The sequence below is a fragment of the Burkholderia sp. 10_S31 genome (genome assembly GCF_056930375.1).
In genome coordinates this window covers 3,222,119-3,246,833 of the sequence record NZ_JBXOWK010000003.1, presented here as the reverse complement: position 1 = coordinate 3,246,833, position 24,715 = coordinate 3,222,119, and the positions used below count along the sequence as shown (strand labels likewise).

General features: G+C 68.7%; 25 protein-coding genes. 7 read left to right on the top strand and 18 right to left on the bottom strand.

The window, feature by feature from the left end:
* Window positions 1-5: 5 nt before the first annotated feature.
* From glmS to AC1Z3W_RS35260, 5 genes are all read right to left on the bottom strand, one after another.
* Window positions 6-1,823: a glutamine--fructose-6-phosphate transaminase (isomerizing) gene (gene glmS / locus AC1Z3W_RS35280; protein WP_175826181.1), complete on the bottom strand. Its 1,818-nt coding sequence runs from the start codon at window positions 1,821-1,823 to the stop codon at window positions 6-8.
* A gap of 54 nt (window positions 1,824-1,877) precedes the next feature.
* A complete protein-coding gene (glmU, locus tag AC1Z3W_RS35275; protein ID WP_057928630.1) occupies window positions 1,878-3,239 on the bottom strand; it encodes a bifunctional UDP-N-acetylglucosamine diphosphorylase/glucosamine-1-phosphate N-acetyltransferase GlmU in 1,362 nt (453 codons plus the stop codon).
* 133 nt (window positions 3,240-3,372) lie between these two features.
* Window positions 3,373-4,368, bottom strand: coding sequence for a tRNA 2-thiocytidine(32) synthetase TtcA (ttcA, locus tag AC1Z3W_RS35270; RefSeq protein WP_124835503.1), 996 nt, complete (start codon window positions 4,366-4,368; stop codon window positions 3,373-3,375).
* Complete coding sequence (locus AC1Z3W_RS35265; protein ID WP_057928628.1) at window positions 4,365-4,763, bottom strand: dihydroneopterin aldolase; 399 nt, start codon at window positions 4,761-4,763, stop codon at window positions 4,365-4,367. The genes ttcA and AC1Z3W_RS35265 overlap by 4 nt, the downstream gene beginning before the upstream one ends.
* Before the next feature lie 76 nt (window positions 4,764-4,839).
* Window positions 4,840-5,583: an SDR family oxidoreductase gene (locus AC1Z3W_RS35260; protein ID WP_057928627.1), complete on the bottom strand. Its 744-nt coding sequence runs from the start codon at window positions 5,581-5,583 to the stop codon at window positions 4,840-4,842.
* Between the two features lie 13 nt (window positions 5,584-5,596).
* On the opposite strand from AC1Z3W_RS35260, the gene AC1Z3W_RS35255 reads away from it, so the two are divergent.
* Window positions 5,597-6,787 (top strand): class I SAM-dependent methyltransferase, encoded by a 1,191-nt coding sequence (locus tag AC1Z3W_RS35255; protein WP_483509439.1) that lies wholly within the window; start codon window positions 5,597-5,599, stop codon window positions 6,785-6,787.
* A gap of 11 nt (window positions 6,788-6,798) precedes the next feature.
* Window positions 6,799-6,993, top strand: coding sequence for a DUF2905 domain-containing protein (locus AC1Z3W_RS35250; RefSeq protein WP_057928625.1), 195 nt, complete (start codon window positions 6,799-6,801; stop codon window positions 6,991-6,993).
* Window positions 6,994-7,050: 57 nt separating this feature from the next.
* Here AC1Z3W_RS35250 and AC1Z3W_RS35245 read toward each other — a convergent pair whose 3' ends face one another.
* The 6 genes from AC1Z3W_RS35245 to AC1Z3W_RS35220 form a co-directional block, all read right to left on the bottom strand.
* Window positions 7,051-7,272 (bottom strand): hypothetical protein, encoded by a 222-nt coding sequence (locus AC1Z3W_RS35245; RefSeq protein ID WP_057928624.1) that lies wholly within the window; start codon window positions 7,270-7,272, stop codon window positions 7,051-7,053.
* A gap of 98 nt (window positions 7,273-7,370) precedes the next feature.
* Entirely contained in the window at window positions 7,371-8,279 is a 909-nt protein-coding gene (locus AC1Z3W_RS35240) for a carbohydrate kinase family protein (protein ID WP_483509438.1), read from the bottom strand.
* A complete protein-coding gene (locus tag AC1Z3W_RS35235) occupies window positions 8,276-9,556 on the bottom strand; it encodes an AGE family epimerase/isomerase (protein ID WP_057928622.1) in 1,281 nt (426 codons plus the stop codon). Before AC1Z3W_RS35235 ends, AC1Z3W_RS35240 begins: the two co-directional genes overlap by 4 nt.
* Window positions 9,553-10,572: a LacI family DNA-binding transcriptional regulator gene (locus tag AC1Z3W_RS35230; protein WP_057928621.1), complete on the bottom strand. Its 1,020-nt coding sequence runs from the start codon at window positions 10,570-10,572 to the stop codon at window positions 9,553-9,555. The genes AC1Z3W_RS35235 and AC1Z3W_RS35230 overlap by 4 nt, the downstream gene beginning before the upstream one ends.
* 368 nt (window positions 10,573-10,940) lie before the next feature.
* Window positions 10,941-12,779 carry an EAL domain-containing protein gene (locus AC1Z3W_RS35225; protein ID WP_483509437.1) on the bottom strand — a complete coding sequence of 613 codons (1,839 nt, stop codon included), beginning with the start codon at window positions 12,777-12,779 and terminating at the stop codon, window positions 10,941-10,943.
* Between the two features lie 336 nt (window positions 12,780-13,115).
* Window positions 13,116-14,159, bottom strand: a complete 1,044-nt coding sequence (locus AC1Z3W_RS35220) for a bile acid:sodium symporter family protein (RefSeq protein WP_057928619.1) — start codon at window positions 14,157-14,159, stop codon at window positions 13,116-13,118.
* 345 nt (window positions 14,160-14,504) lie between these two features.
* Between AC1Z3W_RS35220 and AC1Z3W_RS35215 the strand changes: the two genes are divergently transcribed.
* From AC1Z3W_RS35215 to AC1Z3W_RS35205, 3 genes are all read left to right on the top strand, one after another.
* Window positions 14,505-15,017, top strand: coding sequence for a peptide-binding protein (locus tag AC1Z3W_RS35215; RefSeq protein ID WP_124835506.1), 513 nt, complete (start codon window positions 14,505-14,507; stop codon window positions 15,015-15,017).
* 367 nt (window positions 15,018-15,384) lie between these two features.
* Window positions 15,385-16,461, top strand: coding sequence for a porin (locus AC1Z3W_RS35210; RefSeq protein ID WP_057928618.1), 1,077 nt, complete (start codon window positions 15,385-15,387; stop codon window positions 16,459-16,461).
* A 172-nt stretch (window positions 16,462-16,633) separates the two neighbouring features.
* Window positions 16,634-17,596: a LysR family transcriptional regulator gene (locus AC1Z3W_RS35205; RefSeq protein WP_057928617.1), complete on the top strand. Its 963-nt coding sequence runs from the start codon at window positions 16,634-16,636 to the stop codon at window positions 17,594-17,596.
* Between the two features lie 112 nt (window positions 17,597-17,708).
* Here AC1Z3W_RS35205 and AC1Z3W_RS35200 read toward each other — a convergent pair whose 3' ends face one another.
* Entirely contained in the window at window positions 17,709-18,668 is a 960-nt protein-coding gene (locus tag AC1Z3W_RS35200; RefSeq protein WP_175826177.1) for an NAD(P)H-dependent flavin oxidoreductase, read from the bottom strand.
* A 279-nt stretch (window positions 18,669-18,947) separates the two neighbouring features.
* Here AC1Z3W_RS35200 and AC1Z3W_RS35195 point away from each other — a divergent pair, with 279 nt between their 5' ends.
* Window positions 18,948-19,844 carry an alpha/beta fold hydrolase gene (locus AC1Z3W_RS35195; protein WP_483509436.1) on the top strand — a complete coding sequence of 299 codons (897 nt, stop codon included), beginning with the start codon at window positions 18,948-18,950 and terminating at the stop codon, window positions 19,842-19,844.
* A 36-nt stretch (window positions 19,845-19,880) separates the two neighbouring features.
* Here the strand turns inward: AC1Z3W_RS35195 and AC1Z3W_RS35190 are convergent, their stop codons facing one another.
* Complete coding sequence (locus AC1Z3W_RS35190) at window positions 19,881-20,372, bottom strand: Lrp/AsnC family transcriptional regulator (protein ID WP_057928614.1); 492 nt, start codon at window positions 20,370-20,372, stop codon at window positions 19,881-19,883.
* A 113-nt stretch (window positions 20,373-20,485) separates the two neighbouring features.
* Between AC1Z3W_RS35190 and AC1Z3W_RS35185 the strand changes: the two genes are divergently transcribed.
* Window positions 20,486-21,388, top strand: a complete 903-nt coding sequence (locus AC1Z3W_RS35185; protein ID WP_057928613.1) for a DMT family transporter — start codon at window positions 20,486-20,488, stop codon at window positions 21,386-21,388.
* 245 nt (window positions 21,389-21,633) lie between these two features.
* Here AC1Z3W_RS35185 and AC1Z3W_RS35180 read toward each other — a convergent pair whose 3' ends face one another.
* The 5 genes from AC1Z3W_RS35180 to AC1Z3W_RS35160 are packed head-to-tail and all read right to left on the bottom strand — an operon-like array spanning window position 21,634 to window position 24,712.
* The gene (locus AC1Z3W_RS35180; RefSeq protein ID WP_057928612.1) at window positions 21,634-21,840 is read right to left on the bottom strand and encodes a DUF1289 domain-containing protein; all 207 of its coding nucleotides are present in this window, start codon (window positions 21,838-21,840) and stop codon (window positions 21,634-21,636) included.
* Window positions 21,837-22,343, bottom strand: a complete 507-nt coding sequence (locus AC1Z3W_RS35175) for a YbaK/EbsC family protein (protein ID WP_057928611.1) — start codon at window positions 22,341-22,343, stop codon at window positions 21,837-21,839. Before AC1Z3W_RS35175 ends, AC1Z3W_RS35180 begins: the two co-directional genes overlap by 4 nt.
* A 22-nt stretch (window positions 22,344-22,365) precedes the next feature.
* Window positions 22,366-23,298 carry a hydroxymethylglutaryl-CoA lyase gene (locus AC1Z3W_RS35170; RefSeq protein WP_483509435.1) on the bottom strand — a complete coding sequence of 311 codons (933 nt, stop codon included), beginning with the start codon at window positions 23,296-23,298 and terminating at the stop codon, window positions 22,366-22,368.
* 30 nt (window positions 23,299-23,328) lie between these two features.
* Window positions 23,329-24,270, bottom strand: a complete 942-nt coding sequence (locus AC1Z3W_RS35165) for a 2-hydroxyacid dehydrogenase (RefSeq protein ID WP_175826174.1) — start codon at window positions 24,268-24,270, stop codon at window positions 23,329-23,331.
* Between the two features lie 4 nt (window positions 24,271-24,274).
* The gene (locus AC1Z3W_RS35160) at window positions 24,275-24,712 is read right to left on the bottom strand and encodes a VOC family protein (RefSeq protein ID WP_175826173.1); all 438 of its coding nucleotides are present in this window, start codon (window positions 24,710-24,712) and stop codon (window positions 24,275-24,277) included.
* Between the last annotated feature and the right edge of the window lie 3 nt (window positions 24,713-24,715).

The window sequence follows — 24,715 nt, the reverse complement described above, 5'->3', positions numbered from 1 at the left end:
ATTGCTTACTCCACCGTCACCGACTTCGCGAGGTTGCGCGGCTTGTCGACATCGGTGCCGCGCGCGCACGCGGTGTGATACGCGAGCAGCTGCAGCGGCACGACGTGCAGGATCGGCGACAGCTGCCCGTAATGCTCCGGCATCCGGATCACGTGCAGGCCGTCGTCGTTGACGATCTGCGTATCCGCGTCGGCGAACACGTACAGCTCGCCGCCGCGCGCGCGCACTTCCTGCATGTTCGACTTCAGCTTCTCGAGCAGCGTGTCGTTCGGCGCGACCGTGACGACCGGCATCGCTTCCGTGACGAGCGCGAGCGGCCCGTGCTTCAGCTCGCCGGCCGGATAGGCCTCCGCGTGGATGTACGAGATTTCCTTCAGCTTCAGCGCGCCTTCGAGTGCGATCGGGTAGTGCAGCCCGCGGCCGAGGAACAGCGCGTTTTCCTTGCGCGCGAATTCCTCCGACCACGCGATGATCTGCGGCTCGAGCGCGAGCACGCTGTTCAGCGCGGCCGGCAGGTGGCGCAGTTGCTTCAGGAATTCCGCTTCCTGCGCGGCGTCGACATGCCCGCGCAGCTTGCCGAGCGTCGCGGCCAGCACGAACAGTGCGACGAGCTGGGTCGTGAACGCCTTGGTCGACGCGACGCCGATCTCGGTGCCCGCGTGCGTCAGGAACTGCATCTCGGTGAGGCGCACCATCGCGCTCGTCGCGACGTTGCAGACGGCCAGCGTGTGCGTGTGGCCGAGCGACTGCGCGTGCTTGAGCGCGGCGAGCGTGTCGGCCGTCTCGCCCGACTGCGAGATCACCAGCACGAGCTGGCGCGGGTTCGGCACCGACTCGCGGTAGCGGTATTCGCTCGCGATCTCGACCTGGGTCGGGATCTTCGCGATCGATTCGAGCCAGTACTTCGCGGTGAGGCCCGAGTAGTAGCTCGTGCCGCACGCGAGGATCAGCAGGCTGTCGATGTCCGCGAACGCGGCGGGTGCCGCATCGCCGAACAGCGTCGCGTCGAACGCTTCGGTCTGCGGCACCGTGTCGCTGATCGCGCGCGGCTGCTCGAAGATTTCCTTCTGCATGAAGTGGCGATACGGGCCCAGTTCGACCGCGCCGCCGTATGCGCTGACCACGCGGATCTCGCGCTGCGCGAGCGCGCCGTGGCGATCGACGATCTTCACGCCGTCGAGCGACAGTTCGCACACGTCGCCTTCCTCGAGGAACGTGAAGCGGTCGGTGCTGCCGGCCAGCGCCAGTGCGTCGGATGCGAGGAAGTTTTCGCCGTCGCCGTGGCCGACGACGAGCGGCGAACCCTGGCGCGCGCCGACGACGGTGTGCGGCTCGTCCTTGTGGGTCACCGCGATCGCATACGCGCCGTGCAGCTGCTGCACGGCTTCGCGCACGGCTTCGAACAGGTTGCCGCGATACAGGCTGTGCACGAGGTGCGCGATCACTTCGGTGTCGGTCTGCGACACGAATTCGTAGCCCTTCGCGCGCAGCGCTTCGCGCAGCGTCTCGAAGTTCTCGATGATGCCGTTGTGCACCAGCGCGAGCGCGTTCGACGAGAAGATCGGGTGCGCGTTGTGCGTGACGGGCGCGCCGTGCGTCGCCCAGCGCGTGTGTGCGACGCCGGTCGTGCCTTCCAGGTGCGATTCGCGCACCTGCGTGTCGAGATCGGCAACGCGTGCGACGCTGCGCGCACGCTTCGGCGCGCCCGGCTCGAGCACGGCGACGCCGCACGAATCGTAGCCACGATATTCGAGGCGCCGCAATCCTTCGATCAGCACCGGAACGATATTACGCTGCGCAACTGCGCCGACAATGCCGCACATGAGTGGTCAATCCTGTAAGTCGACGCGGGCGCCGTCCGGGCGCCCGCAAAAGGTTCAGCTCTTCTTCTTGACCGGGCGGACGTAGCCGCTTTTCGCGGTCTGCGTCTTCTCGTTCAATGCGAGGACGCCCTCGGCGACGTCCTTCCAGATCGTCGTGCCGGCCGCGATCGTCACGCCGCGGCCGACGCGCACCGGCGCGACGAGCTGCGTGTCCGAACCGACGAATACGTCGTCCTCGATCACGGTGCGGAACTTGTTCGCGCCGTCGTAGTTGCAGGTGATCGTGCCCGCACCGATGTTCACGCGCGCGCCGATGTCGGCGTCGCCGATGTACGTCAGGTGGTTCGCCTTCGAGCCGTGGCCGATCACCGCGTTCTTCACCTCGACGAAGTTGCCGACGTGCGCTTCGTCCGCGAGCTGCGCGCCCGGGCGCAGCCGTGCGTACGGGCCGATCACGGTGTGCGCGCCGAGCTCGGCGCCGTCGATGTGCGTGAAGGCGTCGATGCGCGTGCCGGTGCCGATCGACGCATTGCGGATCACGCAGTTCGCGCCGATCGTCACGTTGTCGGCGAGCGTCACGTTGCCTTCGAACACGCAGTTCACGTCGATCGACACGTCGCGGCCGCAGCGCAGCGTGCCGCGCACGTCGAGGCGCGCCGGATCGGCGAGTGTGACGCCGTCGACGAGCAGCGCATCGGCGACGTTGCGCTGATGGATGCGCTCGAGCTCCGCGAGCTGCGCCTTGCTGTTCACGCCGAGCGTTTCCCAGTCTTCGTCGGGCTGCGACGTGACGATCTCGAAGCCGGCCTCGATCGCGAGCTCGACGACGTCGGTCAGGTAGTACTCGCCCTGCGCGTTCTCGTTCTTCAGCGCGCCGAGCCACATCGACAGCTGCGCCGTGGGCGTGACGATGATGCCGGTGTTGATCTCGGCGATCTTCAGCTGCTCGGGCGACGCGTCCTTCTGCTCGACGATGCGCGTGACGAAGCCGGATGCGTCGCGCACGATGCGGCCGTAACCGGTCGGATCGTCGAGCGTGACGGTCAGAATCCCGTAGCGGCCTTCGCGTGCGGCGTCGACGAGACGCTGCAGCGTCGATGCGCGGGTGAGCGGCACGTCGCCGTACAGCACCAGCGTCGGTTGCGCGGGATCGAGCAGCGGCAGCGCCTGGCGCACCGCATGACCGGTGCCGAGCTGTTCGGCCTGCACCGCGAACTGGACGTCGGGCGCGGCGACGGCGGCCTGGACCTGCTCGGCGCCATGACCGACGACGACGACGAGCCGCGACGGCTGCAGCGTGCGCGCGGTGGCGATGACGTGGGAGAGGAGCGGCCTGCCGGCCAGGGGATGGAGCACTTTCGGCAGCGCGGAACGCATGCGCTTGCCGGTGCCTGCCGCCAAAATCACGATATTCATGGCGAGCTTGTCAGAGGAGTTCGTAGCCGATCATTTTAGCATGCGGCCCCTGGCGTTCCGGGCCTGTCGCGGCGGGGCGACAGCGCTGGAAAAGGGGGCTTGCGCCCCGCGCCGGCGAGTGTTCGGGCCCTGCTTACAGGTCGTCGAACTGGACGATCGAGATCGGTTTGGCGGCGCCCGGTGCGGCGGTGTCGTCGCCGGACGCGCACGGCTCCTCGTCGAACGCGATGTCGCCCTGCGGATCGGCAACGCCGGTCGCGCGCAGCGACGCGAACGGGAACTGGGTCGTATCCATCAGGTGCGACGGCACGACGTTCGCGAGCGCGCTGAACATGTTGTCGACGCGGCCCGGGAAGCGCTTGTCCCATTCGCGGATCAGCGCCTTCATTTCCGCGCGCTTCAGGTTCGGCTGGCTGCCGCACAGGTTGCACGGGATGATCGGGAATTCGCGCAGCGCCGCGTATTTCTCGAGATCGGTTTCCTTCACGTACGCGAGCGGGCGGATCACGACGTTCCTGCCGTCGTCCGACTGCAGCTTCGGCGGCATCCCCTTCAGCTTGCCGCCGTAGAACATGTTGAGCAGCAGCGTCTGCAGGATGTCGTCGCGGTGGTGGCCGAGCGCGATCTTGGTCGCACCGAGCTCGCCGGCCACGCGGTACAGGATCCCGCGGCGCAGCCGCGAGCACAGCGAGCAGGTCGTCTTGCCCTCGGGCACGAGCCGCTTGACGATGCTGTAGGTGTCCTGGTTCTCGATGTGGAACGGCACGCCGACCTGCGTCAGGTACTCGGGCAGCACGTGCTCCGGAAAGCCCGGCTGCTTCTGGTCGAGGTTGACCGCGACGATGTCGAAGTCGATCGGCGCGCGCTCGCGCAGGCGCAGCAGCACGTCGAGCATCGCATAGCTGTCCTTGCCGCCCGACAGGCACACCATCACCTTGTCGCCCTGCTCGATCATGTTGTAGTCGCCGATCGCCTGGCCGACCTGGCGCACGATCCGCTTGAACAGCTTGTTGTTCTCGTACGCTTCCTTCTGCTCGCGGCGCGTCAGCGCGCGGCGGCCGGTGTCGGCGGCGGTGGCTTCGATGGCGGCCGCGTCGGCCGTCGTGTCGTTCATGTGGGGGGCGTTCATGCCTCGTCCTTGATGCGAAAGACTTCGACGCCGACGGCATCGCAGTCCGGATAGGCGTCCGGTTTCTCGGTACAGACGCGTACCGCGCGCACGGCGTCGTGCGCCAGCAGGTGCGCGGCGATCGCGTCGCACAGCGTTTCCTGCAGGTGGATGTGGCCGCGCGCCACGCTCTGCGCGACGCTCTGCTTCATCAGGTCGTAGTCGACGACTTCATGCAGCCGGTCGTCGACGGGGGTGGACAGCGCGAGCGGCACGAACAGGTCGACGTTGATGACGACGCGCTGCTCGCCGCGCTTCTCGTGTTCGAAGGCCCCGATGTTGATGTGCACCTCGTAGTCGCGCAGGTAGAGCCTGCGGCAGTCCGCGAGGCGGGGGTGCAGGAGAGCGGAAAACATGGTCGTTCCAGTCAAATTGGCGTGCGCGCACGCAAAGCGGCGCGGGCGGCGGCATCAGGCCGCGCGCTCGCGCGGTTCATTCATTCGGGCCGGCGGCGGGTGGCACCAGGTGCTCGCCGCCGTCGACGGTCAGCGTCGCGCCCGTCACGCCGGGCGCGCTCGCGAGATAGCAGGCCGCCGCCGCGATGTCGTTCGCGTGCGCCGCGTGGCCGCGCACGAGCGCCGCGACGCGCACCTTCGGCGCGAGCGCCAGCGCCAACGCCGAGGTCGCGCGGTTCAGCGCGGCCTGCATCAGCGCGTGCGACAACTGCGCGGGCGCCGGGTGAAACAGGGCCTGATCCAGTACGTGGATCGCGCACGCGCGCAGCGATTCGTTGCCGCGCGCGGCGTCGGGCGTCGCATCGGCGAGCGCGCGGGCCAGCGCGAGCGGCGCCGTCACGTTGCGCGCGAGTGCGCCGGCGAGCGATGCGCCGTCAACCGTGTGCGCGTCGTCGGTGCCCGCGCATGCGCTGACGAACACCACGCAAGTGGGCCGGCCGAGTGCCTCGACGCACGCGGCGACGAGCGCGGCAGCGTCGGCTTCCAGGGCCAGATCGGCATCGAGCACGGCTGCGCGGCGGCCCCGTGCGGCGACTTCGGCGACGAGCGCGTCGGCGGCCGCGCGCGGCGCGCCGGGGCTGCGCTGCAGCGCGACGTCCCAGCCTCGCTGCGCGAATCCGGTCGCGAGCGCACGACCGAGCGACGCGGCGTCGGAAGCGCTGCCCAGCGCGCCTGCGACGAGCGCGATGCGCGGGGGCGACGTATCGGCTGAAACGGTCATTTACAATGCCGGGATGAACCCGAAAGCTCACGAACCCGCTAGTTTACCGGCTCCCGGCCCTGACGCGCTTGCGCAGTCCGAAACCCTCGCCGCGCAACTGCGCGACGAGATCGCGGCGGCCGGCGGCTGGCTGCCGTTCGACCGCTTCATGGAGCGCGCGCTGTACGCGCCCGGCCTCGGCTATTACAGCGGCGGCGCGCGCAAGTTCGGGCGCCGCGCCGACGACGGCAGCGACTTCGTGACGGCCCCGGAGCTGTCGCCGCTGTTCGCGCAGACGCTCGCGAATCCCGTCGCGGACGCGCTCGCGGCGAGCGGCACGCGCCGCGTGATGGAATTCGGCGCGGGCACGGGCAAGCTCGCGGCCGGGCTGCTCGCGGCGCTCGATGCGCTCGGCGTCGAGCTCGACGAATACCTGATCGTCGACCTGTCCGGCGAACTGCGCGAACGGCAGCGCGACACGATCGCGGCCGCCGCGCCGGCGCTCGCCGGCAAGGTGCGCTGGCTCGACGCGCTGCCCGAGCGCTTCGACGGCGTCGTGGTCGGCAACGAGGTGCTCGACGCGATGCCGGTGCGCCTCTTCGCGAAGGCGGACGGCGCGTGGCTCGAGCGCGGCGTCGCGCTCGACGCGCAGCACGCGTTCGTGTTCGACGACCGGCCCGCCGGCGCGGCAGGCCTGCCGCCGGTGCTCGCGACGCTCGAGGTCGACGACGGCTACGTGACCGAGACGCATGAAGCCGCGCTGGCGTTCACGCGCACCGTATGCACGATGCTCTCGCGCGGCGCGGTGCTGCTCGTCGACTACGGCTTTCCCGCGCACGAGTACTACCATCCGCAGCGCGACCGCGGCACGCTCATGTGCCACTACCGGCACCACGCGCACGACGACGCATTCCTGTACCCGGGGCTGCAGGACATTACCGCGCACGTCGAATTCTCCGGCATCTACGACGCGGGCGTCGCCACCGGAGCGGACCTGCTCGGCTACACGTCGCAGGCGCGCTTCCTGCTGAACGCGGGCATCACCGACGCGCTGGCCGCGATCGATCCGTCCGACATCCACCAGTTCCTGCCGGCCGCGAACGCGGTGCAGAAGCTGATCTCGGAAGCCGAGATGGGCGAGCTGTTCAAGGTGATCGCGTTCTCGCGCGGGATCGACGGCACGCTCGACGCGTTCGCGCGCGGCGACCGCTCGCACGCGCTCTGACGGGGGCCGGGATGCTGCGCTGGCTGATGGCGTCGTTCGTCGCGGTGATGATCCTGACGCGCTGCTGGCCGTGGCTCGGCAAGTTCGGCATCGGACGGATGCCGGGCGACGTCACGCTGACGCTCGGCGGACGGCGCTACCCGTTCCCGTTCATGTCGACGCTGGTGCTGACGATGCTGGTGTCGATGGTGGCGCGGCTGCTCTGAGCCGCGAATGCGGCGCGTCGCGGTCGGACCGCGGCGCGTGCGTGATGGCCCGGCGCACTACAGTTCGATTTCGCCTAGGATCCGGTGCGCGAGCGCCTTCGCTTCGTCGAACGCCTCTTCCTCGCTCGGGCTCGTCGTGTGGACGTCGTAGCGCACGTTCTCCGTATCGTCGCCATCGTCCCGGGCGAGGATCACGTAGCCCTGGAACTGCCCGTTGGCGGCGTGCTGCGTATGCGCCTTGGCCGTGTAGATGCCTTTCGTGAACGTGTTCGTGTCCATCGTGCCTCTCCCGCAATAGGACACTTCATCGTAGCACTGCGGCGCAGCATGTACAGCGCCGCTAATCGGCGACCGATCAGCGCGCCGTCATCATGCCGTCACCATTCGAGCAGCGCGACGACCTCGTCGAGCGTCGGCGCATGCGCGCCCGTATGCCGGCATGCCGCGGCGCCCGCCGCGAGCGCGAACGCCAGATGTTCGCGCCACGACCGTTGCGGCGCGGCCATCAGGCTGAACAGCATGCCGCCGATCGACGCGTCGCCCGCGCCGACGGTGTCGACCACCTCGACGCGCGGCGGGCTCGCCTCGAGCATGTCGCCGTCCGCGTAGAGCGTCGCCGCCTGCGCGCCGCGCGTGACGAATACGGCCGCGCGCGGATTCAGCGCGCGCACCGCGGCGATCGCGTCGGGGCCGTCGCCGCCGAACAGGTGACGCAGGTCCTCGTCGGATACCTTGATCAGGTCGGCGAGGTCGGCCATCTTCGCGAGCGTCGGCTGGTACGCGGCCGTCATCAGGTTCCGGTAGTTCGGATCGAAGCTGATCTTCACGCCGCGCGCGTGCAGCTCGGCCGCGAGCGCGACGAGCGTGCCCGCGAGCGGTTCGCGCACGAGGCTGATACAGCCGAAGTGCGCCCATTTCACGTGTTCGGCCCAGCCGGCCGGCAGCCGCGCCGGGTCGAACGCGAGATCCGCGCTCGCATCGCCGATGAAGAAGTACGCAGGCGGCCGCGTCTCGTGGACGATCGCGAGCAGCGGCGCACGCGGCACGCGCTGCAGGAAGCGCAGATCGAGCCCGGCCGCATCGCTGGTGCGCCACAGCACGTCGGAGAAGCAGTCTTCGCCGATCGCGCCCGCGAGCGCGCTTGGCATGCCGAGCCGCGCAACCGCGCGCGCGACGTTCCAGCCGGCGCCGCCCGGCACCGACGTCCACTGCGCGTCGCCCACGCGCACCATGTCGGTCAGGATGTCGCCCGCCGACACGAATGCCGGAAACATGCCGCCGCTCATTGCGTCGGCTCGCTGCGCGCCGCGCGCGCGAGGGTCGCGAGCACGTCGTAGCACGCGCCCATCGTGTGATAGTCGGTCTTGCCGGCCGGGCTCTTCTCGTCGCTGTACTTGCGGTTGTCGCAGGTGAGGATCCGGTACCACGCGCCGTAGCGGTGATCGACGAAATGCGCCCAGCTGTAGCGCCAGATCTCGTCGTACCAGTCCCAGAAGCGCTCGCTGCCGGTGCGCGCGCCGAGCATCGCGGCCGCCGCGAAGGTTTCCGCCTGCACCCAGAAATACTTGTTGTGGTCGCAGATCGTGAAGTCGGGGCCGAAGCCGTAGCAGAGGCCGCCGTGATCGGCGTCCCACGCGTGCGTGAGCGCCGCGTCGAACAGCTCGGCCGCGCGCGGCGCGAGCCAGTCGAGCGGGCGGTGCCGCTCCAGGATCAGCAGCAGCTTCGCCCATTCGGTCTGATGGCCGGGCTGGAAGCCCCACGGACGGAAGATGTTCGAGCTGTCTTCCTTGTTGTAATCCCAGTCGATCGACCAGTCCGCATGGTAGTGCTCCCACACGAGGCCGCCCGACAGCGCGGCCTGGCGCTGCGTGACGTGGGTCGCGAGCTTCTCCGCGCGGTCGAGGTAGGTGAGGTGGCCGGTCGCCTCGTAGGCCGCGAGCAGCGCCTCCGTCATGTGCATGTTCGCGTTCTGGCCGCGGTACGACGACACGTTCCAGTTCGGCGTCGCGTCGTCCGCGTAGAGGCCCGCGGCCGCATCCCAGAAGCGGTGCTCCGCGAGCTCGTAGGTCGACGCGATCAGCGCGCGTGCTTCGTCGATGCCGGCCATCGTCGCATGCGCGGCGGCCAGCAGCACGAACGCAAGCCCGTAGCAATGGCGCGTGCCGTCGAGCGTCGCGCGTTTTGCGCCGTCGCGCCAGTCGAGTTCCCAGTCGTAGCCCTGCAGCGCTTCATCCCAGTGCGCGTCGCGCAGGAAGCGCAGCCCGTGGCGCGCATGGTCGAGATGACGCGGATCGCCGAAATGCCGGTACGCCATCGCGTAGTTGAAGACGAACCGGCAGCTGCTGACCAGGTGCCGCGACGTGCGGTTGTAGATGCTGCCGTCGTCGCGGAAGTAGTGGTAGAAGCCGCCCGTCGGGTCGAACGCGTTCGTCGCGTAGAAGCGCAGCGTGTCCTCGATGTGCGACAGCAGGAACGACGGATCGCGGAAGCTCGCGACGAACGGTGCCGCTTGCGCGTGGTTGGCCGGCGTGGCCGTGCGTGATTGGACCGGGGGCATGTTCATGATTCGGTGACCGTGGCGGTATCGAATGCCGGCGAGCCGGCGGGCTGGCTGCTGGCCCGCACGATCAGCTCGACGGGCAGGGAGATCTCGGTGTGCTCGGGCGCTTCCGCGAGCAGCAGTTCGACGCCGCGGCGGCCGAGCGCTTCCTTGTCGACGGCGAGCGTCGTGAGTGGCGGGTTCGCGTGCGCGGCGGCGGGGATGTCGTCGAAGCCGACGATCGCGATCTCCTCCGGAATCCGCACGCCGCGCGCGATGCACACGCGCTGCGCGGCCAGCGCGGCGGCGTCGTTGTACGCGAACACGGCGTCGGGGCGCGGGCCCGGCGCATCGAGCAGCTGCTGCATCGCGCGCGCGGCGCCGGTGTCGGGGTCGAGCCCGGCGTCGATCGTCACTTCGTACGCAGGATCGAACAGCCGCCCGGCCTCGAAGAACGCGCGCCGGTAGCCGATCGCGCGCTGCGCGATGCTGTAGTGCGCGGCCGATCCGCCGATGAACGCGATCCGCGAGCGGCCGGTGGCGAGCAGATGGCGCATCGCGAGCGCCGCGCCCGTCGCGTTGTCGATGTTCACCGAGCGCAGGCCGGGCGCCCATAGGTCGATCAGCACGAGCGGGCGGCCGGTCGCGGCGAGCGCCTCGATCGTCTCGGGCTCGATGAAGCCGGCCACCGCGATCGCGTCGGGGGCGTGCGGGCGCATCTGGCGCAGCACGTCGTCGTTCGGGCCGACCGTGAGCAGCGTCGGCACGATGCCGCGCTCGCGGCACGCGTCCTCGACGCCGTGCAGCACGTGCGAGAAGAACGGGCTGGCGGGAAAGCGGTTGTGCTGGCGATGCAGCAGGAAGGTAAGCCGGCGGATGCGCGGACGCAACTGGGCCGGGTCGTAGCCGAGCCGCTGCGCGATTTCGACGATGCGCGCGCGCGTGGCTTCGGACAGGCCCGGCTGGTTTTTCAGCGCGCGGGAGACGGTGCCGATCGAGACCTCTGCCGCCCGCGCAACGTCGCGAATGGTGGTGCCCATCGTTCGGGATCCGATTTGTTTAGGGTGACGGCGATTGTATAGTAAAACGCAGTACCTAATTAGGGCTGGATAGCCGGGGAATACCCGGAAATAATGGGTTTTTTACGCGCTAATCTGCGAAAACGCCGTTACTAAAAATACTAAACAAATCGCGGAAAAGGCAAGGTGATCGCGCGGAAAGGGGCCCGGAAGGCGGCGCGTCACATGGGCGGGCCGGATGTTCGACGCAAAGGGCGGACGCTCGACAGTCCGTCACCGTCGATCGGGGCGCCAGGGGCGCGGGAAGGGCCGCACCGTCGATGCTGTTCGGGCAGCCGACGGCCCGTCTGCTGCAGGCAGCCTGCCTGCGGTCGGTTGCCGCCCGCCGTTCAGCCCGCCGCCGCGTGCGGCGGCTCGCCGCGCTCCCGCAGCGCCGCGCGGCCCGCGTCGAGATCGACGACCGCGAGCCCGCCCGGCTGCTGTTTCGCGCGCCGTTTCGCGAGCGCCGCAAGCGACGCGATCTCGTCGCTGCCGTAGCGCATCGCGCCGTTCGCACCGGCCGGCACGCCAACCGCGCCGATCGCCATCGTCACGAAACCGAAGAACGCGGGGTTGCCGTGGCGGTCCTCGCCGCGCAGCCCGCCCGCCAGCCGGTCGGCCTGCGTGTAGAAGCGCTGCGCGCCGTCGTTGAAGCGCGCGATCGCGTCGGCCGCACGCGTGCGCCAGTCGTCGCGCTGGAACAGCACGAGGAAATCGTCGCCGCCGACGTGCCCGAGGAAGTCACGCTGCGGATCGCACACGCCGGCCAGCACGGTGCCCGCGAACTTCAGCACTTCGTCGCCCTGCCAGTAGCCGTACTGGTCGTTGAACGGCTTGAACTGGTTCAGGTCGACGTAGCACGCGTGGAAACCGGCGTCGCGCTCCAGCAGGCGGTCGATGTGCGCGCTGATCGGGATGTTGCCGGGCAGGAAGGTCAGCGGATTCGCGTAACGCGCGGCCTCGATGCGCACTTCGGTCACCGCGCGCACGAGACTCTCGCCGGTGCCGAGCCCGACGTAGCGGCCGTGTTCGGTGATCACGAAACCATCCGCGAGATAACGCTGGTCGTGGCTTGCGAGCAGCATCGCGAGCTGTTCGACCGTCGTCGCGTTGTCGATCATCAGCGGCGCGTCGTTCGCGAATTGCAGGCACGGCTTCTTGCCGAACACCTCGCGGTGGTACGGCAGTGCGAAGCGGTCCATGAAGCCGCGCCGGTTCACGAGCGCGACCGGCCGCCCGCGTTCGACGAGCGCGACCGCGTGCAGGCCCGGCATCCGGTTGAACAGGTCCAGCACGTCGTTGCTGCTCGCATCGCGCGGCAGCGCGGGCGCCGGGACCAGCATCTTCGCCGCGATCGTGCCGGCCGGCCGCACGGTGCGCGTGGCGCCCGGGAACACCGCGATGTGCGGGGTGCGGATCGCGTCGCGCGCGGCCGGCGCGACGACCCGCGGCGGATGCGCGTTCGGCCGGCCGAGCAGGAAGCCCTGCACGCAGCAGATGCCCATGTCGCGCACGACCATCAGGTCGCACGCGTTCTCGATGCCTTCCGCGATCAGCTGCGCACCGCTCGCCTGCGCGAAGTGCTGCATCGCCCTGACCGCCTCGAACTTGAGCGGGTCGCGGGCGATGTCGTGGATGAAGAAGCGGTCGATCTTCACGACGTCCGGATGCAGGCGCAGCCACAGGTTCATGCTCGCGTTCGCGGTGCCGTAGTCGTCGAGCGCGAACTGGATGCCCGCGTCGCGCAGCGACGCGACTGCCGGCTCGATGCGCGCGATGTCCGGTATCGCGGTCTGCTCGGTCAGCTCGATCACGATGCGCTCGGCGCCGACCCGTGCGCGGCCGAGCAGCTGCCGCGCGCGCTCGCGTTCGCGCGCGAGTTGCTCGATCGTGCCCGCACTGAAGTTGAGGAACAGCTTGCCGTCGCAGCCGAGTGCCGCGAACGCGTCGAGGCACGTGAGCGCGGCCGCCTGTTCGAGCGCGACGGTCGTGCCGTCGCGGGCGGCCTGCGCGAACAGCGCGGCCGGCGGCTCGAGATCGGTGCCGCGCGGGCCGCGGATCAGGCCTTCGTAACCGACGACCGTGCCGGATCCGAGGTCGACGATCGGTTGGAACACGGCGGCGAGCGCGCGCTCCGCGATCAGGCGCGTGGTGGGGGCGGCGGACGAATCGGGATGGGGCGCGGGCATTGACGAGGACGGCAGAGACGATGGGACGCCCGACTTTAACGGCAGCGCGTGCAGAGAATTGAATGAAGATTTCGTGACGCGATGCACGTTTCTGGTGCATGCGCCGCGGCGGGCTGAAGGGACGCGGCGGCGCGGTGGTGGAGGCTGAGGCTGAGGCTGAGGCTGAGGCTGAGGCTGAGGCTGAGGCTGAGGCGGGAAGGCGGGAAGGCGGAGGGGCGGAAGGGCGGAAGGGCGGAAGGGCGGAAGGGCGGAAGGGCGAGAGCCGAGAGCCGCGGGACGGAAGCAGACCGGCGAATACCCAGCGGCGGCCAGCCATGCCGGCCGCGCCCTCCCGCGTCAGTGCTTGCCCGCGTTCAGCGCACCCTGCGTGCGCGCCGTCCCGGCCGCGGCGCTCTCGCCGTCACGCTCGCCGCTCATGTCGCGCGCGCCCCAGCGCTGCGCGAGCGCCGCGCACGCCATCAGCTGGATCTGGTGGAACAGCATCAGCGGCAGCACGATCGCGCCGACCGCCTGCGCGGAGAAGATCACCTTCGCCATCGGCACGCCGGCCGCGAGGCTCTTCTTCGATCCGCAGAAAATGATCGTGATCTGGTCGGCCCGGTTGAAGCCGAGCCGCTTGCTGACGACCGTGGTCAGCACCAGCGCGATCACGAGCAGCACGACGTTGACGACCAGCAGGCCGCCGAGCGCGCGCGCCGGAATCTGGTGCCACAGCCCCTGGTTTACGGCCTCGCTGAACGCGACGTAGACGACGAGCAGGATCGAGCCCTGGTCGACGAAGCGCAGCACGCCGCGATTGCGGTCGATCCAGCCGCCGATCACGGGCCGCAGCAGCTGGCCGGCGATGAACGGCACGAGCAGCTGCATCACGATGCTGCCGACGGTGCTCCACGGCGACGCGGCCGCGGCCGACTGCGACGTGATCATCAGCCCGACGAGCGCCGGCGTCACGAAGATCCCGAGCAGGCTCGACGCAGACGCCGCGCACACGGCGGCCGGCACGTTGCCTTTCGCGATCGACGTGAACGCGATCGACGACTGGACCGTCGACGGCAGCGTGCACAGAAAGAGCACGCCGGCATAGAGCGTCGGCGTGACGAGCGGCTGCAGCACGGGCTTCAGCGCGAGGCCGAGCAGCGGGAACAGCGCGAACGTGCTGAGCAGCACGACCGCATGCAGCCGCCAGTGGGTCGCGCCCGCGACGACGGCTTCGCGCGACAGCTTCGCGCCATGCAGGAAGAACAGCAGGCCGACCGCGATGTTGGTCGCCCAGTTGAACGCATGGGCGGCCGGGCCGCGGCACGGCAGCAGGCTCGCGAGCACGACGGTGCCGACGAGCGCGAGCGTGAAGTTGTCGGGAAGGAAACGGGGACGGGCCATCGGGAAACTCGATTCGGAAACGGCGGGCGCGCACCTCGCGCGCGAAGCCGATATTGTCCCGATTGACTATTCAATACACAAATTCATTGTGTGAATCAATTGATGAATCGATTGCATGCAACAGCGGGCGTCCGCGGCGGCCCGCTGTTGCGCAAAATGGCAGAAGAATGTTCTGCCACGATTGCGCCATGAAGTGAAAAAACCTAGCAGTAACATGGTGTTACACCGATGCCCGCGACCTAACACTTTTTGGCTCGACACCGTTTCGGACCGCTCATAAATTACTGCTGAAAGGCTTGCGTTGGCTGGAAACGGCCGGCGGCGAGCGGTAACAGGCACTGAATGATGACGGAACGGGTGAAACTGAAGGTCGGACGATGGGTGGCGGGCGTGCTCGGCGCGCTGCTGGTGCCGCTCGCGCTCGCGCAACCGCCGCACGGCGGCCAGGCGTTCGGCGGCCACGGCTTCGGTCACGGTTTCAGTCACGGTTTCGGTGGCGGCGACATGCACGCCTATGGCCGGCCGGCCGGCAACGCGCCGGTCTGGCGCAGGGCACTGCCGCCGGGCGGTGCCGGCGCGCGTGCCGGCGGCGTGAGCGGCTACGGTTCCCGCTGGGGGCTGCGGCCGACGCCGTCGTACGGCCATTACGCCGCGCAGAGCCCGTATCGCCCGATCAGTGCCGACTCCCGCCAGATGCCGCGGCCACCCGGCGGCGGCAACGTGCCGCTGCGTGCCGGCTCGATCCGCGCCGACGTCGCGCGCTACAACGAGGAGCGCGGCGGCCGTCCGATGCCGCCGCCTCGCGCGCAGGAAGAACCTTCCCACTCGCCGTTTTTCTCCCCGTTCTACCGAAACTGAGCGCCCTGCGCGTTCGCCGAGCGCCCCGCGCGTTCGTTCCCCCCGCCGGCTGTGATGCGAATTCGCCACAGTCGCGCGCAGATTTCCGCTGATTTTCCCGCAGCATTGCGCTATCTTTCGCGCCCGGCACGCGCGCGCCCCGCGGCCGTCCGGTCGCGTGCCCGCTCCGCGCGGGGCCGCTGACGCGCGCCCGGTCACGTGTCGATTTCGCGAAGTTAATGCCGTCGCTATACCCGCAATAAGTGCGCGCAATTTTGACCGGACAAATGATCCGTAAAGATGGCTGCGCCCCATACGACGCAAGCAATCGGCTCCAAAAACAACGCTCGCGCCACTTATCGACTATTCGACAAAACCTGGAGATCCCATGAAAGCATTCGCTCGCCGTGCGTCGCGCACGTCCGTCAAGCTGATCGCCGCGGCCGCCTGCGTGGCGGCAACCGCACCCGTCCACGCGCAGTCGAGCGTTTCGCTCTACGGTCAGGTCGACGAATGGGTCGGCGCAACCAAGTTCCCGGGCGGCAATCGCGCATGGAACGTGTCGGGCGGCGGGATGTCGACGTCGTACTGGGGCCTGCACGGCGCAGAGGATCTCGGCGGCGGCTACAAGGCGATCTTCACGATGGAAAGCTTCTTCCGTGCGCAGAACGGCCAGTTCGGCCGCTTCCAGGGCGACACGTTCTTCGCGCGCAACGCGTACGTCGGCGTCAGCTCGCCGTACGGCACGGTGACGGCGGGCCGCCTGACGACGCACTTGTTCCTGTCGACGATCCTGTTCAACCCGTTCTACGACTCGTACACCTTCTCGCCGATGGTGTACCACGTGTTCCTCGGCCTCGGCACGTTCCCGACCTATCCGAGCGACCAGGGCGCGGTCGGCGATTCGGGCTGGAACAACGCGCTGTCTTACACGTCGCCTTCGTTCGGCGGCCTGAATTTCGCGGCGATGTACGCGCTCGGCAACACGGCCGGCGACAACCGCTCGAAGAAGTGGAGCGCGCAGTTCAACTACGCGAACGGCCCGTTCGCGGCGACCGCCGTCTACCAGTACGTGAACTTCAACAACGGCCCGCAGGACCTGAGCTCGCTCGTGACCGGCATGAAGAGCCAGGGCATCGGCCTGGTCGGCGCGACCTACGACCTGAAGTACGTGAAGCTGTTCGGCCAGTATATGTATACGAAGAACGACCAGGTCGCGGGCAGCTGGCACGTGAACACCGCGCAGGGCGGCGTGTCGGTGCCGCTCGGCGTCGGCAACGCGATGGCGTCGTACGCATACTCGCGCGACGCGGGCGGCCTCGACCAGACGCGCCAGACCTGGGCCGTCGGCTACGACTATCCGCTGTCCAAGCGCACCGACGTCTACGCCGCGTACATGAACGACCACATCAGCGGCCTGTCGAGCGGCAACACGTTCGGCGCAGGCATCCGCGCGAAGTTCTGACGATTCGTTCGCAGGGGGCGCGCATTCCGCGCGCGTCCCGCCTGCCGGCTTTCCGCCCCAAAACGGCGCCGCCATCCGCGGCGCCGTTTTGCTTTTGTTGACCTTTTTGTTTCCTCGCCTTTGTTACCCTATCTCGTAATTGCATGATTCCCAGGAATTGCGAGCTAGTTCGATGGATACCCTCGTCAGCATGAATGTGTTTCGCTACGTCGTCGAAGTGGGCAGCTTCGTCGGCGCGGCCGAGCGCATGCAGATGTCGGCCGCGATGGCGAGCAAGCACGTGATGCATCTCGAGCAGCAGCTCGGCGCGCGGCTGCTGCATCGTACGACACGACGTGTCGCGCCGACCGAGGCGGGACGCGAATACTATGAGCGCCTCGTGCAGGCGCTGTCGGAACTCGACGAAGCCGGACAGGCGGTCGGCGCCGCGAGCGTCGTGCCGCAGGGCCGCCTGCGCGTGACGTCGCTGTCCGCGTTCGGATTGCGGCACGTGATGCAGGCCGTCACCGACTATGCAGGCCGGTTCCCGGACGTGACCGTCGACATGACGCTGTCCGATCGCGTGGTCGACCTGATCGAGGAAGGCTATGACGTCGCGGTGCGCGCGGCGCCGAACGGACTGAAATCGTCGTCGCTGGTCGCACGGCAGATCGCGACCGCGCACATCTTGCTGGTCGCGTCGCCCGCGTATCTCGAGAAGCACGGCACGCCTCAGACGATTGCCGATCTCGCGCACCACAACTATCTGCGCCGCGATTCGAATTCGACGATGCTCGATTCGCTGGTGATCGACGCGGCCGCCGCGTCGCGCGTGAGCCTGAACGGCAACCTGATCGTGAACCATCTCGAAGGGCTGCGCGCGGCCGTGCTCGCGGGCGCGGGCATCGCGCTGCTCGGCACCGAGGTGGTCGGCGACGACATCGAATCCGGCCGGCTCGTGCCGGTGCTGCTCGACTCCGTGCCGCCGCACGAGGCGCCGATCTATGCGGTGTACGCGAGCCGCCGCCATGTGTCCGCGAAGGTGCGTTCGTTCGTCGATTTCCTCGCCGCGCGATTCGAAGGGCAGTCGCTGTGCCCGTCGATCGAGTCGCGCCTGCGCGTGTTGCCGATCACGCGGATCAAGCGCGCGGGCTGAGCGGCGCCGGCCGTCCGCGGGTGGACACGAAAAAAGCGCGAGCCGTGTGCGGTTCGCGCTTTTTTGTTGGGGCCGGCATCAGGCGCGGCGGTGGAGCAACCCGCCGCCTGCTTCAGCGGGCGATGCCGAGCCGTGCCTTCGCGTCGTCGTACTCGCGCTTCAGCCGCTCGACGAGCGCGCCGACGCTCGGCAGGTCGTCCATCAGGCCGACGCCCTGGCCGGCGCCCCAGATGTCCTTCCATGCCTTCGCCTTGTCGCCGCCGAAGTTCATCTTCGACTTGTCCGATTCCGGCAGCGCGTCCGGATCGAGGCCGGCCTTCTCGATGCTCTCGCGGATGTAGTTGCCGTGCACGCCGGTGAAGAGGTTCGTGTAGATGATGTCGGACGATTTCGCGTTGAGGATCGCGTGCTTGTAGTCCTCGACCGCGTGCGCTTCCTGCGTCGCGATAAAGCGCGTGCCCATGTACGCGAAGTCGGCGCCCATCGCCTGCGCGGCGAGGATCGAGCCGCCGTTCGCGATCGAGCCGGACAGCACGATCGGGCCGTCGAACATCTGGCGCACTTCGCCGACGAGCGCGAACGGCGAGGTCGTGCCCGCGTGGCCGCCGGCGCCGGCCGCGACGAGAATCAGCCCGTCGACGCCGGCTTCGAGCGCCTTCTGCGCGTGACGCAGGTTGATCACGTCGTGCAGCACGATGCCGCCGTAGCTGTGCACCGCGTCGACGATCTCGCGCGCCGGCGCGCGCAGGCTCGTGATGAAGATCGGCACCTTGTGCTCGACGCACACGCGCACGTCATGCTCGAGCCTCACGTTCGACTGGTGGACGATCTGGTTGACCGCGATCGGGCCGATCACCGCGTCCGGGTGCTTCGCCTTGTGGTCCGCGAGCTCGGACTGGATCTGCGTGAGCCACTCGTCGAGCAGTTCGGCCGGACGGGCGTTGAGCGCGGGGAATGATCCGACGATACCCGCCTTGCATTGCGCGAGCACGAGTTCGGGGTAGCTGACGATGAACATCGGCGACGCGATGACGGGCAGCGTCAGGTTCTGCAGGACGGCGGGCAATGCCATGTGATGTCTCCAGTCTCGAGGGGCGGCCGGACCCGGCGCGATCGCGCCGGCGCCGGCATGCATGCTTGGCGGTCGAACGGTGCTTCGAGTGTAGCGGCGCAGCGATGCGTTCATATTGATGCGAACGGTCGTGCGATTCTACGCGAGCTTAGCAAGCTGCGCGGTGTGGCGACAATCGAGTGAGTGTTCTCTTTCTACGCATTCGGGCATCTACCGCGCGCAGCAGTCGGCCGGGCGCTCCTACAATATCCGCCATAACAAGCCAACGAGAAAGAAACCATGTCGTTCGACGCGTTTGTACCGTTTCGCGTGACGGTGCAGGACACCGACATCTTCGGTGTCAAAGGAGGCGCGGGGCCGCCGCTTCTGCTGCTGCACGGCCATCCGCAGACCCACATGATCTGGCATCGCGTCGCCGCGACGCTCGCGAATCACTTCACGGTGATCGCGACCGACCTGCGCGGCTACGGCACGTCGGGCAAGCCGCCGAGCGACGCGCAGCACGCGCCGTATTCGAAACGCGCGATGGCGGCCGACCAGGTCGCCGTGATGCGGCATTTCGGCTTCGCGCAATTCCACGTATGCGCGCACGATCGCGGCGCGCGCGTCGCGCACCGGCTCGCGCTCGATCATCCGGCGGCCGTCGAGCGGATGATGCTGCTCGACATCGCGCCGACGCTCGCGATGTACGAGCAAACCGATCGTGCGTTCGCGACCGCGTATTTCCACTGGTTCTTCCTGATCCAGCCGGCGCCGCTGCCCGAAACGCTGATCGAAGGCCGCACCGATGCATACATCGAGCGCGTGATGGGCAATCGTTCCGCCGGGCTCGCGCCGTTCGAGCCGGAAGCGCTCGCCGCGTATCGCGCCGCGCTCGCGCAGCCGGGCGCCGTGCATGCGATGTGCGAGGACTACCGCGCGTCGGCGACGATCGATCTCGAACACGACCGCGCGGATCTCGAGCGCGGCAACAAGGTCGCGTGCCCGCTGCGCGTGCTGTGGGGCGAGAACGGGATCGTCGGCCGCTGCTTCGATCCGCTCGACGAATGGCGGCGCGTCGCGCGCGACGTCAGCGGCCGCGCGCTCGCGTGCGGGCACTACATTCCGGAAGAGGCGCCCGTCGCGCTGATCGACGAGCTGCTCGCGTTCTTCGAAGCGCGCGACGCGGCCGCGTGAGCGGCGCTGGCCGCAGCGGGTGGCGCGCGCCGACGGTCAGCGGCGCGCGGCATCGTCTTCGACGAGGGGCGGCAGGCGGCGCGGCACGGGCGTCGACTTCACGATCGCCGTGCTCGTTTCCGCGCGCTCCGTCACCTTCGACAGGATGTCGTCGAGGTGCTCGATCGAGCGCAGGTAGAGCCGGCAGATGAAGCAGTCCTCGCCGGTCACCTTGTCGCATTCGACGAATTCCGGGATCCGCCGCAACACCTCCTCGACGAGATGCAACTGCCCCGGCAGCGGCTTCACGCGGACGATCGCCTGCAGTGTGTAGCCGAGCGCGCGCGGGTCGAGCTCGACGGTGAAGCCCGCGATCACGCCCTGCGCTTCGAGCCGCCGCACGCGGTCGGCGGTCGCGGGCGCCGACAACCCGATCTGCCGCGCCAGTTCGCTGGTGGCGATGCGCGCGTCCTCGGCGAGCGCCGCGAGGATCGCGCGGTCGGTCGCGTCCAGCGACGCGACGGCGGGCGGGGAAAGGCGTTTCGACATGATCGCTTTGCTTTCGAAGGTGAATCGATTGTTTCGCTTCAGTTTAGTCGTGGATGCGCGGAAAGCAAGTTCCTAGAATCGAAGTCATCTCCTCTCGTCAAACGGAGTCCATGATGGCCTCGAACGAAATCCGCCGCGGTGCCGCCGAGATGGTCGTCGCGATGATGATGTCCGGCACGATCGGCTGGCTCGTGATGTCGTCGCAGCAACCGCTTACCAACGTCGTGTTCTTCCGCTGCCTGTTCGGCGCCGCGACGCTCGCGATCGTCTGTGCGGCGCTCGGCTTCCTGCGCCGCGCATTGTTTTCGCCGCGCATGCTCGCGCTCGCGACGCTCGGCAGCGTCGCGATCGTCGCGAACTGGCTGCTGCTGTTCGCCGCGTATTCGCGCGCGTCGATCTCGATGGCGACCGCCGTGTACAACACGCAGCCGTTCATGCTCGTTGCGCTCGGCGCGATCGTGTTCCGCGAACGGGTCGGCGCCTCGACGATCGCGTGGCTCGCGCTCGCCTTCATCGGGCTCGTGTGCGTGGTGCGGGTCGAGCCGGCGGTGCTCGCTGTACCCGGCGAATATCTCGAAGGCGTCGCGCTGTCGCTGGGCGCGGCATTCCTGTACGCCGTGTCGTCGATCGTCACGAAGCACCTGAAGGGCACGCCGCCGCATCTGCTCGCGCTGCTGCAGGCCGGCCTGGGCATTGTGCTGCTCGCGCCGTTCGCGCACTTCGGCACGCTGCCCGCGACGGCCGCGCAGTGGCTCGATCTCGTCGTGCTCGGGGTCGTGAACACCGGTCTGATGTATGTGCTGCTGTACGGTGCGATCCAGAAGCTGCCGGTCGCGATGACGGGCGCACTGTCGTTCGTCTATCCGGTCGTCGCGATCATCGTCGATCGCGTCGCGTTCGGGCAGACGCTCGCGTGGACGCAGGTGCTCGGCGCGCTCCTGATCCTGCTCGCGGCGGCCGGCGTGAACCTCGGCTGGCGCATCGTGCCCGCGCGCCGCGCGGCGGTCGGCAACTGAAACGGTCGTGCGATTCGGCTTGCCGCTACGGCTTGCCGCTACGGCCTGCCGTGCGGCTCGGCGCCGACGCCCGTCAGCGCCGCATCCGGGAACGCCGATTGCGCACGAAACATGCTGTAAGAAGTTGTAGGGAAACACCCGATGCGATGCTGCAGCGTCGCTCGTATGATGCGGGCTGTGACGTTGATCACGTTCACAGGATTCCGATCTCATGCCGTTCGCCAGACAGGCCGAACGGCATTTTTTTATGCGCCGCTCCTGGCGAGCAGGCGCCGCCGCGCGTCGAGCCGCGCCAGCAACGCGCGTCTCGCGTCGTCGTCCGACGCGCGCCATCCCTTGATCTCGTCGCGCGTGCGCAGGCAGCCCGCGCACCAGTCGGTACGCGGGTCGATCCTGCATACGTCGGTGCACGGCGACGCGACCGTCCCGACCGATACCGGCACGGCGCTCATGCGTCGTTGCGCAGCGCGATGTCGGCGACCGGCGCGCCCGTCAGCGTGACGAGCTCCTGCGGCGACAGGTTGAACACCGCGTGCGGATGGCCGGCGGCTGCCCACAGGCTGTCGAGCGCGAGGAGGTCGGCGTCGATCAGCGTGACCGGTTCGACGAGGTGACCGATCGGGCAGACGCCGCCGATCGCGTAGCCGGTGTTGTCGCGCACGAACTTCGCATCGGCGCGGCCGACCGTGCCGACCTGGGCGGCGACCTTCTTCTCGTCGACGCGGTTCGTGCCGCTTGCGACGACGAGTACCGGCAGGCCGTCCGATTCACGGCGAAACAGGATCGACTTCGCGATCTGCGCGACCGAGCAGCCGAGTCCGGCCGCAGCCTCGGCGGAGGTCTTGCCGGTCTCGGCGAGCATCACGATCCCTTTCTCATGCCCGCGTTCGCGCAGCAGCAGCGCGACGCGTCGCGCGGAATCGGGGAGAGCGTCGAATGAAGCGGGTGTCGTCATGGAGTAATCCGTCAATGTCGGGTCAGACGCAGCTCGGCGCGTCGGCCGTGCTCTGCGCCTTGGCGAGCAACGCGCGACCGGCGCGCGACACGTTCGCGCGGCCGATCGCGTTCGAGATGAAGTCGCCGGCGGCGACCACCTGCGCGAGGTCGATGCCGGTGTCGATGCCGAGGCCCTGCATCAGGTACAGCACGTCCTCGGTCGCGACGTTGCCGGTCGCACCCTTCGCGTACGGACAGCCGCCGAGGCCCGCGACCGACGCGTGGAAGATCTCGATCCCTTCGAACAGCGCCGCGTAGATGTTCGCGAGCGCCTGGCCGTAGGTGTCGTGGAAGTGGCCCGACAGCCGTTCACGCGGAAACACGCGCGTGACGGCCGCGAGCACTTCGCGCGTGCGCTTCGGCGTGCCGACGCCGATCGTGTCGGCGATGTCGATCTCGTCGCAGCCGAGCGCGGCGAAGCGTTCGACCACGTCGACGACCGAGGCGACCGGCACCTCGCCCTGGTACGGGCAGCCGAGCGTGCACGACACGCTGCCGCGCAGCCGCAGGCCGGCATCTTTCGCGGCCTTCGCGACCGGCTCGAAGCGCGCGATGCTCTCGGCGATGCTGCAGTTGATGTTGCGCTGCGAGAACGCCTCGCTCGCCGCGCCGAAGATCACCACTTCGTCGGCGCGTGCGGCGAGCGCGTTCTCGAAGCCCTTCAGGTTCGGCGTGAGCACCGAGTACACGGTGCCCGCGCGACGCTCGATGCCGGCCATCACGTCCGCGCCGTCGGCCATCTGCGGCACCCATTTCGGCGACACGAACGACGCGGCCTCGATATTGCGGAAACCGGCGCGCGACAGCCGGTCGACGAGCGCGATCTTCACGTCGGTCGGCACGAAGGTCTTTTCGTTCTGCAGCCCGTCGCGCGGGCCGACTTCGACGATCTTGACGGCGGTGGGGAACGTCATGGTTGTCTCCAGTTTTGTGTAGGGCGGAATTCAGTAGCCGCGCGCGTAGTCGACGATGCCGCCGATACGCTCGCCGCGCTCGAATGCGCGAATCTTGCCGGCGATCTGCTCGACGGCTTCGTCGCGCAGCGTCTCGGCCGAGCTGTGCGGCGTGATCGTGATGCGCGGCGCGTGCCAGAACGGATGATCGGCCGGCAGCGGCTCGTGCTGGAACACGTCGAGCGTCGCCGCGGCGACCTGGCCGCTCGCGAGCGCATCGAGCAGGTCGGCTTCGACGAGATGCGCGCCGCGTGCGACGTTCACCACGTACGCGCCCGGCGCGAGCCTGGCGAAGGTCCGTGCCGACAGGATCCCGTCGGTATCGCGCGTGCTCGGCAGCAGGTTCACGAGCACCTTCGCGCCGTCGATGCACGCGTCGAACGCATCGCCGCCCGCGAAGGTTTCGATACCGTCGAGCTGCTTCGGGCTGCGGCTGTAGCCGCGCACCGGCAGCCCGAGCGCGGCAAGCGAGCGCGCGACCTGCGCGCCGAGCACGCCGAGACCGAGCACCGCGACGGTGAAGCGCGCGCGCGGATGCGGTTCGAGCACTGTCCAGCGGCGCTCGTGCTGCAGCGCTTCGTATTCGTCGAAGCGACGCAGGTAGCGCAGCACCGCGTGCGTCACGTATTCGATCATCTGCTGCGCCATGCCCGAATCCTCGAGGCGCACCAGCGGCACGTCGCGCGGCAGCGTGCCGGGATGCGCGCGGTCGAGCGCGAGCAGCGCGTCGACGCCCGCGCCGAGATTGAAGATCGCGCGCAGCCCGTCGCGCGGCGCGAACAGCTCGCGCGGCGCGCGCCATACGAGCGCGTAGTCGGCGGCGGCCGTGTCGCCCGGTTGCCACGCGCGCAGCTCGGCCTCGGGCAGCGCCTGCGCGATCGCGTCGCGCCATGCGCCGGCTTCCTGGTGCGGCGAGTAGAACAGGATCTTCATGCGCTTACTTCGCGAACAGTTGGCCGATGTCGGCGAACGCCTTGAACTCGAGCGCGTTGCCGCACGGATCGAGGAAGAACATCGTCGCCTGTTCGCCGACCTCGCCCTTGAAGCGCATGTGCGGCTCGATCACGAAGCGCGTCTGCGCGGCCTTCAGTTTGTCGGCGAGCGCATGCCATTCGTCCATCGACAGCACGACGCCGAAATGGCGCACGGGCACGTCGTCGCCGTCGACCGGGTTCACCGCGCTTGCGCCGGTCTCGTGCGGCGCAAGGTGCGCGACGAGCTGGTGGCCGAAGAAGTCGAAGTCGACCCAGTGCTCCGAGCTGCGGCCCTCCGGGCAGCCGAGCAGGCCGCCGTAGAACGCGCGCGCGTCGGCGAGGCTCGACACGGGAAAGGCGAGATGGAACGGGCGCAGCGCGCCGGCGGGCGTAGCGGACATCGG